We start from the raw sequence: 13283 nt of genomic DNA, 5'->3' as shown, positions 1-13283 counted from the left end.
AGGGGCGACGGCCGCTCGTGTTCGTACTACTGGCTGAGAGAGCACAGTGCCAGTTGGTAGCGCACGGCGCCACCCAATATCGCACGGCGGTGAGGGTGGTGGCCGAACCCGGCAGTGTCCAGTCCGTGCTCGTGTGCCTACTCCCGGCGGACGAAGTCGCTGGGCCGCACGCAGTTCTGCTGAGGGTGGGCAGGTGACGGGTGGGCCCTTCCGGGGCAGTGCGTAACCGCCCCGGGCAAGGGCTTACTCGCCGTCGGGGCGGGCGCGGTCGGGGACCAACACGCTCAGGCAGGTCACACAGGCCTCCAACTTCTCGAACTCGGAGATGTCCACCGGCAGCACCCGCCAGTGGTCCGCGGTCAGCTGGTGGATGGTCTCGTGCGCGGCGGCGCTGACCAGGACGTCCCGGCCGCCCAGGGGTAGCACGTGCGCGCCCGGCTCCTCCGGAGGGCGTCGGATCGGCGGCAGCGAGGTGGCCTCGACCAGTTCGGGCAGGCCGATGAGCGATCCGTCGGGCAGCGCGGTCACGGCGGACTTCAGATGCAGGGCCCGCCCCAGCGCGACCCGGTGGACCTTGCGGCCCAGCGGGGCCAGGAGCTGTTCGAGCTGGTCGGCGCCTTCGGTGTTGGTCCGCTCTCCCACACCCAGGTAGACGGTTTCGCCGACCTGGAGGACGTCACCGCCGTCCAGGGTTCCGGGGGCCTCGATCCGGGCTATCCGCAGCCCCAGGGTACGCGCCGCGCGCTCCACGCCCTCGACCTCACCGCGGCGGGCCTGGGCCCCGGGCCGGGTCAGTACCGCCAGGTCCTCGCAGACCACCAGGGGGTCCTCCACGAACACCGAGTCCGGGTGGTCGGGCGCCGGGTCCACCTCGTGCACCCGCCAACCGGCCGAGGCGACCGTCTCCTGGTAGATGGTGTACTGGCGCGCGGCCAGCACCGGGTCCACCGGGGTTCGGGCGATGTGCGTGACGATGCCGTCGGCCAGCCGCGGGCTGGGACGACGCATCAGGGCGACCCCGTATGAGGAGTAACCGTCCATTCGACCTCCTGGAAAGGAAAGAGAGCTGAGGGGGCCGGGCTTCGTGGGAGAAGCCGCAGCGTATCGCGGTCCCCTACCCCGTTTCGCGGACCGGCACGCGGGCCGAACGGCTTGTTCGGGAAGGCCGCTCGGGGCAGGGTGGGTGCCATGGACGTGATCGTTGTGGGTGGTGGGATCGTGGGGGCCAGCGCGGCGTTCCACCTGGCCAAGAAGGGGGTGTCCACGGCGTTGGTGGACTCCTCTCATCTGGGGCAGGCCACGGCGGCCGGGACGGGGATCGTCTTCCCGTGGCCGTTCCCGTGGGACGCACCGCCGCTGTGGGACTTCAAGGCGCGCGCCGCCGAGCACTACCCGGGGCTGATGGCCGAACTGGCCGAGGACGGGCAGGTCACCGGATACGAGGTGGTCGGCGGGATGTCGGTGGACCGCGAGGGGGACGACGCCGGTTTCGAGCTGCTGCGCACGCTTTCCGAGCGCCCCGAGTTCGCGTCCATGGGGCGGGTGGAACACCTGGCCGAGGGGGAGCCCCGACAGCACTTCCCACTGGTGCCCGAACCCTACGGCGGGGTGTACATCGAAGGGCTGGCCCGGCTGAACGGCCGGGTGGCCCGGGCCGCGTTGTTCAACGCCGCCGAGGAGCGGGGGCTGCGCTACTACAAGGGCGACGCCAAGCTGCTGTGGAACGGGCACCGGGTGACCGGGGTGCGGGTGGGTGCCGAGGACCTGGAGGCGTCGACGGTGATCGTGGCGGCTGGGGCATGGTCGGCGGGCCTGCTGGCGGTGGCCGGGGTCGAACTGGGGGTGCACCCGGTGCGCGGGCAGATGACCCACTTCGCGCTCCCTGGCAGGGACACGCGCGGCTGGCCGGTGGTGCGTTTCGGTGAGAGGGACTACTTCGTGAGCGCTTTCGCCCCGGACCGGGTGGTCACCGGCGGCACGGTCGAGCCCGAAGCGGGGTTCGACCGCAGGGTGACCGCCTCGGGAATGCTGCACAATCTGTCCACCACGCTGGAAGTGCTCCCCGGGCTGGCCGATGCCACGGTGGTGGAGACCCGGGTGGGTTTTCGGCCCGGTACCCACGACGGGCTGCAGCTGCTCGGCCCGATCGCGCGGTTGCCCGGTGTACTGGTCGCCACGGGGCTGGGTTCGCAGGGGCTGACCTTCGGTCCGTTCCAGGGGGTGATCGCCGCCCGGCTCGCGATGGGTGAGGACCCCGGTGTGGACCTGTCGGCGTTCGTCCCCGACCGCGTCCAGGAGCAGGGCGGCTCGGTGGCGGGTTGAGTAGGCGTACTCAGGCGTGCGGCGGCGGGGCAGCGCATCATGGGGTCATGAACGCACCGATCCCTCAGCCCCGGTCCACTCCGCAGTTCTATCTGCAGTCGATGATCGCCTTCGCGGTTTCCACCGTGGGGGTCGGCATCGGCATCGTCTACCTTCCCGTCGACCTGTGGATGCGCGCCTTCCTGGGTATGAGCGTGCTGTTCGTGATCACGTCCACGTTCACCCTCGCCAAGTGCGTCCGGGACCGGCAGGAGGACGCCGCTCTGGCCGAACAGGCGCAGTACTACCAGCAGCTGCCGATCTGGCAGGGCGAGCAGCCGCCCGTGCCCAGGGCCTGAGACCAGCCAGGAGGGGAGGGGGCGGGCGCCGCGCGGGGGAGCGCGGCGCCCGTCGGGCACGTCAGCGGAAGGACACCCGTTACCGGGTACCGGTGGACGGGCGTCAGGCGTTGGGCGGAAGAGCGGTTCCAGCGCCCCGCTGGCGTGTCTTGAGCAGGTCGTGGCGCTCACCCGGCAGGGTGGGCTCGCCTGCCCCCTGCACCACGAAACCGGCGTCGGCGATCATCTCCAGGTCGTCCTTGCCTGCCTGGCCCTCACTGGTGAGGTAGTCGCCGAGGAAGATCGAGTTGGCGATGTGCAGCGCCAGGGGCTGCAAGGAGCGCAGGTGGATCTCGCGTCCGCCCGCCAGGCGCACCTCCACGTCGGGGAAGACGAAGCGGGTGGCGGCCAGGATGCGCAGGCAGCGCTGCGGGGTCAGCTCCCAGGTGCCCTCCAGGGGTGTGCCGTCGAAGGGCATGAGGAAGTTGACCGGTACCGAGTCCGGGCCGAGCTCGCGCAGGGCGAACAGGGCGTCGATGAGGTCGTCGTCGCTCTCCTTCATTCCGGCGATCAGCCCGGAGCAGGGGGAGAGCCCGGCGTGCTTGGCCTGTTCGACGGTCTCGACCCGGTCGGCGAACTCATGGGTGGTGCAGATGTCGGAGTAGCGCTCTTCGGAGGTGTTGAGGTTGTGGTTGTAGGCGTCGACCCCGGCGTCGCGGAGCTTGTCGGCCTGCCCGTCGGAGAGCAGTCCGAGGCAGGCGCAGACCTCCACTCCGGGGTACTCGTCCTTGATCCCGGCCACGGCCGGGGCGAGGCGATCCACGTCGCGGTCGGTGGGGCCGCGCCCGCTGGCCACCAGGCACACGCGGCTGGCCCCGGCCTTGACCCCGTGGGAGACGGCCTCACGGGTCTGGTCGGGCTTGAGCCAGGTGTACTTGACGATCTCGGCCTGTGAACCCAGGCGCTGGGAGCAGTAGAAGCAGTCCTCGGGGCACAGGCCGCTCTTCATGTTCACGAGGTAGTTGAGTTTGACACGGCGCTCGAAGTACCGACGTCGGACCCGCGAAGCGGCGGCGACCAGGTCCATCAGGTCGTCGTCAGTACTGGTGAGCACCTCCAGGAGTTCGTCGCGGGTGGGGGTCTCACGGCGAAGGGCCTTCTCGGCCTGGGCGTCGAATGTCGTCACGGGGTTGATCTTGCAGGGTGGGAGCGATCCTGCACAGTGACCGAACCCACCAAAAACCGGTTGAAGTCTTGTTTGCCTGGTGGCGTGTACCGACAGGTAGGTGGCCGGATACGGACACTGATGATCAATGAAATCACCATTAAGCAACTTAGGGCACCCCCTCTGCACACTTATGGAAAGGATTAGTAGTAAAGTCCCCGGCGGTTGTCTGAGGGCCAAGCATCGACGTGTGTTTGGCCTCCTCAGCGTTGCGTTCACGCATGTCCGCGACTCGTGCTGCATCGTGGTGCCAGCCCGGGCTGTCGGGCGTGCCCAGGGGAGGGAGTCCGGAGTGAGTGGAGTCGGCAACGGCCGGAGAGGCGTGTCCGAGGGGGACGCCAGTCTGGTCCACGTCACGATGATCGCGGCGGCGGCCGCGATGGGTGGCTTCTTGTTCGGCTACGACAGTGCGGTCATCAACGGCGCGGTCGACGCGATCCAGCAGCGGTTCGACGTGGGCTCCGGGGTTTTGGGCTTCACCATCGCCGCAGCGCTGCTGGGATGTGTGGTGGGTGCGGCCACGGCCGGCAACCTCGCCGACCGGCTGGGCCGGATCCGGGTCATGCAGATCGCCGGTGCGCTGTTCGCGGTCAGCGCCATCGGCACCGCCCTGCCGTTCTCCATCTGGGACCTGACCGCCTGGCGGATCCTGGGTGGTGTGGCCATCGGTATGGCCTCGGTGATCGCACCGACCTACATCGCCGAGGTCTCACCCGCCGCCTACCGGGGCCGGTTGGCCTCCCTGCAGCAGCTCGCCATCGTGCTGGGCATCGCCTGTTCACAGCTGGTCAACTACGCGATCGCGCAGGCGGCCGACGGCAGCGCGCACAACATGCTGGGGCCCGTACAGGCCTGGCAGTGGATGCTGGGCATCGAGGTCCTGCCCGCCCTGGTCTACCTCGGGCTCAGCCTGGTCATCCCCGAATCGCCCCGGTACCTGGTGCGTGTGGGGCGGGTGGACCGCGCCCGACAGATCCTGCACGAGGTCGAGGGCGGCGGGGAGTCGCGGATCGAGCGGCGGATCGAGGAGATCAAGGTGGCCCTGGGCTCGGAGGTGCGGCCCAGACTGCGCGACCTGACCGGCCGCTACGGCCTGTTGCCGATCGTGTGGATCGGTATGGCGGTCTCGGCGTTCCAGCAGCTGGTGGGGATCAACGTCATCTTCTACTACTCCAGCTCGCTGTGGCAGTCGGTGGGCGTGGCCGAGGCCGACTCGCTGCTGCTGAGCCTGTTCACCTCGGTGGTCAACATCGTGGGTACCGTCATCGCGATCATGCTCGTGGACCGGATCGGCCGCAAACCCCTGCTATTGGTGGGTTCGGCCGGTATGACGGTGGCGCTGGCGACGGCCGCCTACGCGTTCAGCCACGCCACCGGCACCGGTGAGGACGTCGTGCTCCCCTTCGTGTGGGGTGCGGTGGCGCTGACCGCGGCCAGCTCGTTCGTGCTGTTCTTCGCCCTGTCCTGGGGTGTGGTCGTGTGGGTGCTGCTGGGTGAGATGTTCCCGCTGCGCATCCGCGCCGCCGCGATGGCCGTGGCCACCGCGACCCAGTGGCTGACCAACTGGCTGATCACCGTGAGCTTCCCGAGCTTGCGTGACTGGAGCCTGCCGGGGGCGTACGTGATGTACTCCTGCTTCGCGCTCGTGTCGTTCTTCTTCGTGCTGAAATTCGTCAAGGAGACCAAGGGCAAGACCCTGGAGGAGATGAAGGGCTAAGGCTGAGGAAGCATCGGAAGGACCACTGGCCCGCCCGGGTTTCCGGGCGGGCCGATCCGACTCAGGAGGTGGTTGTTCCGGTGAACATCTCGCGTACCTCCTCGGCGGTGGTCTCCTGGAGATCCTCGTCCAGCAGCAGCCACCGGGTGATCCCGATGGACTCCAGGAAGCGCAGGTCGTGGCTGGCGACCAGCAGCGCGCCCTGATAGGCCGCCAAAGCGTTGGTCAACTGCCGCACGCTGGACAGGTCCAGGTTGTTGGTGGGCTCGTCCAGCATCAGCAGCTGCGGTGCCGGTGCGGCGAGCATCGTTGCCGCCAGGGCCGCCCGGAAGCGCTCACCGCCGGACAGGGTTCCGGCGAGCTGCGCGGCCCGGTGGCCCTTGAACAGGAATCGGGCCAACTGGGCGCGGATGTGCTGGGTACTCACTCCAGGCGCGGCGTTGCCGACGTTCTCGGCGACGCTCAGCCCCTCGTCCAGCACGTCCAACCGCTGCGGCAGGAACCGCGTCGGCACGGACACCTCCACCTGACCCTCCAGCGGGGGCTCCAGTCCGGCGATGGCGCGCAGCAGCGTGGTCTTGCCCGCGCCGTTGCGGCCCACCAGGGCGATCCGCTCAGGACCGCTGACCAGGAGATCGCCGCAACGCAGCCGGCCGAACCGGGTGCGCACCCCGCTCAGGCTCAGCACGGACCGGCCGTTGGGCACCTCGGTGTGCGGCAGGTCTACCCGGATCTCGGCGTCGTCGCGGACCGCTTCGGCCGCCTCCTCGCGGCGTTCGCGTGCTTCGTCGAGCTTGTCCTCGTGGGTGCCTCTGAGTTTGCCCGCGGACTCCTGGGCTGCCCGCTTCAGCGCGCCCTGGACGATCTTCGGGATACCCCCGTCGATGGCGGCCTTCTTGGCGGTGCGCTGGCGGCGGGCCAGTTTGATCTGGGTCTCCTCCAGTTCGCGCTTCTGGCGGCGCACGTCGGACTCGGCCGCGCGCAGGGTGCGTTCGGCCGCTTCCTGCTGGACGGCCAGGGCTTCCTGGTAGTCGGTCCAGCCGCCCCCGTAGATGGCCACCGAGCCGGTGCGCAGTTCGGCGATGCGGTCCACCCGCTCCAGGAGTTCGAGGTCGTGGCTGACCACGACCAGCGAGCCGGAGCGCCAGGTCTCCACGGTGTCGTAGAGCCTGCGGCGAGCGAAGAGGTCGAGGTTGTTGGTGGGCTCGTCGAGCAGAAGGACGTCGGGGCGCGCGAGGAGGACCGTGGCCAGGCGCAGCAGGACGGTCTCACCGCCGGAGAGCTGGCCCACGTTGCGGTCCAGTTCGACCCCGTCCAGGCCGAGCGAGCCCAGAGTGGCCAGGGTGCGTTCCTCGATGTCCCAGTCGTCACCGACCGTCTCGAAGTGCTGTTCGGAGGCGTCTCCTGCCTCGATGGCGTGCAGGGCGGCGCGTTTCTCGGCGATGCCCATCGCCTGGTCGACCCGCACACCGGTGTCGAGGGTGACGTTCTGCGGCAGGTAGGCCAGGCTGCCGCCGATGGTCACCGACCCCCGGGACGGGTGCAGCTGCCCGGCCAGCAGCCGGAGCAGGGTGGACTTGCCAGCGCCGTTGGTGCCGACCAGACCGGTGCGGCCCCTGCCCAGGGTGAGGGACAGACCGTCGAAGACGACGCTGCCGTCCTTCCACTGGAAGGACAGGTCGGAGCAGGCGACAGCGGCCGCGGCACTCGTGGTGGTGCTGGTTTTTGGCATGGGTGTTCTCGCAGACGGAAGCGGTGTGGAAAGGGCTTCGTATGCGAGCACCACGCGGCGGCCAGCCGAGAGGACCGTAGGGAAAAGAGAAGCGAGAGAGTCCTGGACGAGACAGGGACGGCTCATGCACCAAGGTTCCGTACACGCGACGGACAGACCGGTTACCGGCTCCGTACCGCGTGATGATCGCGAACCTAGATGCGCAACGTCCACCTCAATCGTCGACAACAGGACGAGGAGTACTGTACCCACTCGGTTCCAGGTGTCAACCGCTTTTCGCGTGTGGAATGTGGAGTGGGTCTGGAGGGGGCGGCGTCAGTACTCTTCCAGGTCGATCTTGCGCTGGAGGTACTCCTCGCGGCTGATCTCGCCCCGCGCGTAGCGCATGCGCAGCTCCTGGGCGGCGGCGTCCAGCGGCGGGGGAGCGGGCTGGGGGTCCGGGGCGACCGGGGGTTTGGTGTAGCGCTGCTTGACGGCCTGGCCGACCTCGGTGACGGTGAGCACGAAGAAGAAGGCCAAACCCAGCACGACCACGATCGAGATCGCGGCGACGAAGACGTTCACGGCTCAACTCCTTCGGCAGTACGGGGCCTGACCAGACCCACCTCCCTCCTGTTTACTCCTCGACGGATCCCGCCGCCAGGGCCGGAGGCCTCCGATACCACCCCAAACGCCGTAACCTGGGATATCGCGATCCGTAGGCCGTTCCAGAAACAGGCCGTTCCAGAAAGGGCGGGATGCGCGTTCTCCTCGTGGACAACCACGACTCCTACACGTACAACCTGTTCCAGCTCCTGGCCGGTGTGCTCGGCGAGGAGCCCCGGGTGCTGACCAACGACGACCCGGGCTGGGCTGACTTCGATCCCGCTTCGGTGGACGCTGTCGTGGTCTCCCCGGGGCCGGGGCGCCCGCAGACCGCCCGTGACCTGGGACGGGTCCCCCACCTGCTGGAACAGACGCGGATCCCGGTACTGGGGGTGTGCCTGGGCCACCAGGCGATCGCGCACCTGGCCGGGGGTGAGGTGGCGTCGGCGCCCGAACCTCGCCACGGGCATCTGACCCGGGTCCGGCACGACGGAACAGGGATTTTCGCGGGGGTACCGCAGGACTTCACCGCCGTGCGCTACCACTCGCTGGCCGTGCCCGAGCCCCTGCCCGAGAGCCTGGTGGCCACCGCTTGGGCGGAGGACGGCGTGATCATGGGGCTGCGCCACCGCGACCTGCCGCGCTGGGGGGTGCAGTTCCACCCCGAATCCATCGCCAGCGAGTACGGGGCCGAGCTGATCGCCAACTTCCTGGAACTGGCCCGGAAGCACCGCGGCCCGACCGAAACCGGAACCGGGAATCCGGTGGACGCGGCAGGAAGCGCCCCCGCACCCGCCCACCCTGCCACTGACCTGCGGTTCACCGTGCTGCCCTACGCCGTGGACACCGAGCGCGCCTTCGCCCACCTGTACGCCGACTCCGAGAACTCCTTCTGGCTGGACAGCTCCCGCCCCGAGGGGCCCGCCCGATTCTCCTTCCTGGGGGACGCCTCCGGCCCCACGGCCGAGGTCCTCACCTACGACGTCGGCGACCAGGGCGTTCGCGTGCGCACCGCCGACGGAACGCGGACCGAGCCCGGGAGCGTGTTCGAGGCGCTCGAACGCCGCACGGGACGCCCCGCTGCCGCGACCGGCCTGCCCTTCGGCTTCACCGGCGGGTACGTGGGCTACCTGGGCTACGAGCTCAAAGCCGACTGCGGGGCCGCCCGCGCCCACACGGCCGCCACCCCGGACGCGGTGTGGATGCGCTTTGACCGTTTCCTGGCCGTCGACCACCACGAGGACCGCACCTACGTGGTCTGCGCCGACGGCGCCCCGGACGCTCAGAAATGGGTCGAGACCACCCGTGCCCTCCTGGAGGGGCTGCCTCCCCTGCCCGCACCCCTTCCCTCCGCTCCCACCCTCGACCTCTCCGCGCTCCTGGAGCAGTCGCGCGAGGGGTACGTGGACGACGTCAAGGCGTGCCTGGGCCACCTCACCGACGGCGAGAGCTACGAGATCTGCCTGACCAACCGGGTCCGCCTGCCCGACCTCGGCGAGGGCGGTGACCTGGACTTCTACCGCCGCCTGCGCGCCGCGAGCCCCGCGCCCTACGCCGCCCTGCTGAGGTTGGAGGAGGTGACCGTGCTGAGCGCCTCCCCGGAGCGCTTCCTGCGAGTGGACGCCGCGAGAGTGGCCGAGAGCCGCCCCATCAAGGGCACCGCCCCCCGCCACCCGGATCCGGCCACCGACGCACAGATCGCCGCCGACCTGCGAACCGGCGCCAAGACCCGCGCCGAGAACCTGATGATCGTGGACCTGCTCCGCAACGACCTCGGCCGGGTGTGCGAGGTCGGGAGCGTGGAGGTGCCCGCCTTCATGTACACCGAGTCCTACGCCACCGTGCACCAGCTGGTCTCCACCGTCCGGGGACGGTTGCGTCCCGGGGTGTCCACCCTGGAGGCCATCCGCGCCTGCTTCCCGGGCGGATCGATGACCGGGGCCCCCAAGCTGCGCACCATGGAACTCATCGACCGGCTGGAAGGTTCGGCACGAGGCGTGTACTCGGGTGCGCTCGGCTACGTGTCGCACAGCGGAGAATCGGATCTGAGTATCGTCATCCGCACCGCCGTCCTCGTCGGGGGAGAGGCCACCGTGGGCGCCGGAGGAGCGATCGTACTGGACTCCGATCCGCAGGAGGAGTACGAGGAGATGCTCCTCAAGGCCAGGGTCCCCGCGAAGGGCCGCTGAGCCAGCCGTCCGGTTCCGGGGCAGCGCGGCCCGTGTGTGTGCCCGCGAGGCGGGGAAGGCCCCGGACATGACGGACCCCGAACGTACAGCTGACGGCCACCACGTCGTGATCCGCGGACGGCGCTGGCGTGCCAGCGACCCAGAACTACCCGGTGGGATCCGCGAGCGCTTGGTCGCCCATCTGATGTCGGCTCGCCGGGACGTCGGCTCCGCGCTGCGCGCCGAGGCCCCTGACGCCGAACAACTCGCCAGGGGCCGGGTGCAGCTGGCCAAGGAAGGGCTGGGGGAGAGGGGTACCCCCTGGTGGGAGATGCGTCTCCACGAGCGCCGCCACCGCTGGGAGGAGTCGCTGCGGGCTCTGGACGCCGGTTGACGTCAACCGGGAGTTCGCCGTCGGCAGCACCATGCCCCAGATAACGAGAACAGGTTTCAGTTCGGTGTTAGATTCCGGTCATGCGAGTTGACGAATACCTGCGACACGACGCTGTCGGGCTGGCCGAGCTGGTACGGAACAAGGAGGTCACCTCCGCCGAACTCCTGGAGAGCGCGATCGAGCGGGCCGCTCAGGTGAATCCCGAGCTCAACGCGATCATCCTGCCGATGTACGAGGAGGGGCGCCGGGTGGCCGCGTCCTCTCCTGAGGGACCGCTGGGCGGGGTTCCCTTTCTGCTCAAGGACCTCTTCCAGGACTACGCCGGGTTCCCTACATCGGCGGGAAACCGGGCGCTGCGGCATGTTCCGGTGCGGCGTAACGCCGAGGTGGTGAACCGGTGGCTTGCGGCGGGGCTGGTGCCCTTCGGGAAGACCAACACCCCCGAGTTCGGGGCCAAGGCGGTCACCGAGTCCGACGCGTTCGGGCCCGCTCGTAACCCCTGGAACCCGGGGCACACGCCCGGGGGCTCCTCGGGTGGCTCAGCTGCCGCTGTGGCCGCGGGAATCGTTCCGGCGGCGGGGGCCAACGACGGTGGCGGTTCGATTCGGATTCCCGCGGCTTGTTGCGGGCTGTTCGGACTCAAGCCCGGACGCGGACGGGTTCCGTTCGGGCCCAACTGTGGCGAGCCCATGCACGGTGCCTCGGTGAACGGGGTCATCACACGCACGGTGCGTGACAGCGCGGCTTTGTTGGAGGCGATGGCGGGGTCGGAGCCGACGTCGCCGTATCCGATCGCACCGCCGGAGCGCCCCTACACCGAGGAGGTCGGTCGGGATCCGGGGCGGTTGCGGATCGGATTCACCGAGCACTCCCCGCTGGGCACGCGAGTGCACCCCGAAGCGGTTCGGGCGGTGCGTGAGGCCGCGGCTCTGCTGGAAGGGCTGGGGCACGAGGTGGTGGAGGCCGAGCCGGCCATCGACGGCCGAGCGCTCACCGAGGACTTCCTGACCCTCTGGTACGGGTCGATGGCCGCACTGGTGGACGGGATCAAGGCCGACACCGGCTGCTCGGACGCCGACTTCGAGCCCGACACCCTGATGCTGGCCGCCATGGGCCGGAGCCGTACGGCCGCCGACTACGTGCGGGGCAACGACCGGTGGAACGACCACGTTCTGGCGTTGGCCGAGTTCCACGCTCAGTACGACCTGCTGCTCACCCCGACCATCGCGGGCCCGCCGGTGACCATCGGCCGACTGGACCCGCCGCCGTGGCTGCGCAAGGCCGAGCGCCTGCTGGTGCGCACCGGAACCGAGCGGGTGGTCACCGCGACCAATCTGGTTACCACGGAGGTCATGAACAACCTCACCGCGACCCCGTTCACGCTGATGGCCAACCTCACCGGCACCCCCGCGATGTCGGTTCCGCTGCACTGGACGGAGTCCGGGCTGCCGCTGGGCGTGCAGTTCATCGCGGCCTCGGCAGGAGAGGGCTTGCTGTTGCGTCTGGCCGCCCAGTTGGAGGAGGCCAGCCCCTGGTCGGAGCGCCGTCCGGCGGGCTTTTCCTTCCCCGCGCACGTTTGACCTGCGGGGTCAGCTCTCGGCTGTGTCCTTGACGAACACGATGCCGTCGCTGTCGGCCAGGTGGGCCGGGTCGAAGGAGGAGTAGCCGAACCACGGGGACACGCGGGGCTCGGGACGTGTGTCCCCGAGGGCGGCGGCCAGACGTCGGGCGTCGACGACGCACCGGCCCTCGGGGAGCGCGTACAGGAGACCTTCGAGGCTGTTCGGCGGCGGAGCGTCCACCCCTCGGTGCCGGATGGTGCCCAGGGCCGTCGCAATGAAGGCGTACTCCTCGTCGAGGCGGGTGCTGACCAGCGCACCGGCGCTCCACCACTCCACCGTCCCCTGCCACATCCGCATGGAGCTCTTCTCCCGCTGGAAGTGGGCGTTGTGGGCGTGGGCCAGCACCGGCCCGCGTTCGGCGAGGGCGAGAAGGTTCTCGGACATCATCCGGTCCCGCACGCTCAGCAGCCGGTTCATCCGGGCGGGCGAGGTGTCGGCCAGCCAGTAGTGGTAGCGGAGCAGGTCGACGGCGGTTCGTCCGTACAGGCGAGCTCGGTCGAGGTCCTCCCTCGAGGTCGCCGCGAGCAGGAGCGGGGTCTGTTCCTCGAGCAGCGCCGCCAGGTCGTCGGCGATCAGCCGTAGCTGGGCGGCCTCGGCGGACTGCCCCACGGACCGGGACGGATCCGTCATCGCGTCGGGGTGGGTCCAGAGCTGGTCCGCCCCGAGCAGGTCGTCGAGTTTCTGCGCGGTGCAGGGGATCAGGTCCGCGTTCACGTGGGCCGCGAGGTGGTCGTGGACCGCGCTGAGCGCCTGTCGGGGGCTGGCGGGGCCGGTGATCTCCAGTGGTCCGTCGAAACCGGCGAAGCGGACCTGTTCGGACGCCGGACGGTTCTCGTTGTAGGAGCGCATCCAGCGCACGAGGTCGCGGTTGGCGCTGGAGGCACCGAACCCGTGACTGAACCCGCGCTCCATGACCTCGTCGAGAGTGCCCGTGCCGGAGGTGACGTACTCGTCCACGACCAGACTCATCAGGCAGTCGCTTTCGATCGCGATCGTGCGGTAGCCCTCCTGTTCGACGAGCTGCTGGAAGAGCTCGTTGCGGACCTGGCGCAGGGTGTCCTCGCCGTGGGTGGGCTCGCCCAGGGCGAGGATCCGGGGCCGGTTCGTGAGGAGCCCCAGGACGGAGGCGGATGCGAAGGCATGGGTGCTGTCCGTGATGTCAGTATCCATACCTTCGACGGTATCGCTGAACCCTCGGTTG

Annotated in this window: 11 protein-coding genes; 6 read left to right on the top strand and 5 right to left on the bottom strand. The window is 69.5% G+C overall.

What is annotated here, in order from left to right:
- Window positions 1-243: 243 nt before the first annotated feature.
- Window positions 244-1041: a dimethylargininase gene (ddaH, locus tag D457_RS0108575; protein WP_017580242.1), complete on the bottom strand. Its 798-nt coding sequence runs from the start codon at window positions 1039-1041 to the stop codon at window positions 244-246.
- Window positions 1042-1188: 147 nt separating this feature from the next.
- Here ddaH and D457_RS0108570 point away from each other — a divergent pair, with 147 nt between their 5' ends.
- Together D457_RS0108570 and D457_RS0108565 are read left to right on the top strand one after the other, a co-directional pair.
- Window positions 1189-2322, top strand: coding sequence for an NAD(P)/FAD-dependent oxidoreductase (locus tag D457_RS0108570; RefSeq protein ID WP_017580241.1), 1134 nt, complete (start codon window positions 1189-1191; stop codon window positions 2320-2322).
- Window positions 2323-2369: 47 nt separating this feature from the next.
- Window positions 2370-2660, top strand: coding sequence for a YiaA/YiaB family inner membrane protein (locus tag D457_RS0108565; protein WP_017580240.1), 291 nt, complete (start codon window positions 2370-2372; stop codon window positions 2658-2660).
- Between the two features lie 103 nt (window positions 2661-2763).
- Here D457_RS0108565 and bioB read toward each other — a convergent pair whose 3' ends face one another.
- The gene (gene bioB / locus D457_RS0108560; RefSeq protein WP_017580239.1) at window positions 2764-3825 is read right to left on the bottom strand and encodes a biotin synthase BioB; all 1062 of its coding nucleotides are present in this window, start codon (window positions 3823-3825) and stop codon (window positions 2764-2766) included.
- A gap of 331 nt (window positions 3826-4156) precedes the next feature.
- Here bioB and D457_RS0108555 point away from each other — a divergent pair, with 331 nt between their 5' ends.
- Window positions 4157-5581: a sugar porter family MFS transporter gene (locus D457_RS0108555; RefSeq protein WP_051072891.1), complete on the top strand. Its 1425-nt coding sequence runs from the start codon at window positions 4157-4159 to the stop codon at window positions 5579-5581.
- 61 nt (window positions 5582-5642) lie between these two features.
- On the opposite strand, the gene D457_RS0108550 is transcribed toward D457_RS0108555, so the two are convergent.
- Window positions 5643-7313, bottom strand: a complete 1671-nt coding sequence (locus tag D457_RS0108550) for an ABC-F family ATP-binding cassette domain-containing protein (RefSeq protein ID WP_017580237.1) — start codon at window positions 7311-7313, stop codon at window positions 5643-5645.
- Between the two features lie 315 nt (window positions 7314-7628).
- Window positions 7629-7877, bottom strand: coding sequence for an SHOCT domain-containing protein (locus D457_RS36395; RefSeq protein ID WP_017580236.1), 249 nt, complete (start codon window positions 7875-7877; stop codon window positions 7629-7631).
- 173 nt (window positions 7878-8050) lie between these two features.
- Here D457_RS36395 and pabB point away from each other — a divergent pair, with 173 nt between their 5' ends.
- From pabB to D457_RS0108530, 3 genes are all read left to right on the top strand, one after another.
- Window positions 8051-10087 (top strand): aminodeoxychorismate synthase component I, encoded by a 2037-nt coding sequence (gene pabB, locus D457_RS0108540; protein WP_017580235.1) that lies wholly within the window; start codon window positions 8051-8053, stop codon window positions 10085-10087.
- A 67-nt stretch (window positions 10088-10154) separates the two neighbouring features.
- The gene (locus D457_RS0108535) at window positions 10155-10460 is read left to right on the top strand and encodes a hypothetical protein (RefSeq protein WP_017580234.1); all 306 of its coding nucleotides are present in this window, start codon (window positions 10155-10157) and stop codon (window positions 10458-10460) included.
- 80 nt (window positions 10461-10540) lie between these two features.
- A complete protein-coding gene (locus D457_RS0108530) occupies window positions 10541-12040 on the top strand; it encodes an amidase (protein ID WP_017580233.1) in 1500 nt (499 codons plus the stop codon).
- A gap of 9 nt (window positions 12041-12049) precedes the next feature.
- Here the strand turns inward: D457_RS0108530 and D457_RS0108525 are convergent, their stop codons facing one another.
- Window positions 12050-13252, bottom strand: coding sequence for an erythromycin esterase family protein (locus D457_RS0108525; RefSeq protein ID WP_017580232.1), 1203 nt, complete (start codon window positions 13250-13252; stop codon window positions 12050-12052).
- Window positions 13253-13283: the final 31 nt, after the last annotated feature.

The sequence above is a fragment of the Nocardiopsis valliformis DSM 45023 genome, assembly GCF_000340985.1.
GTDB classification, from domain to species: Bacteria; Actinomycetota; Actinomycetes; order Streptosporangiales; family Streptosporangiaceae; genus Nocardiopsis; species Nocardiopsis exhalans.
The sequence above is the reverse complement of the archived record's forward strand: the minus strand, read 5'-3'. Positions and strand labels throughout refer to the sequence as shown.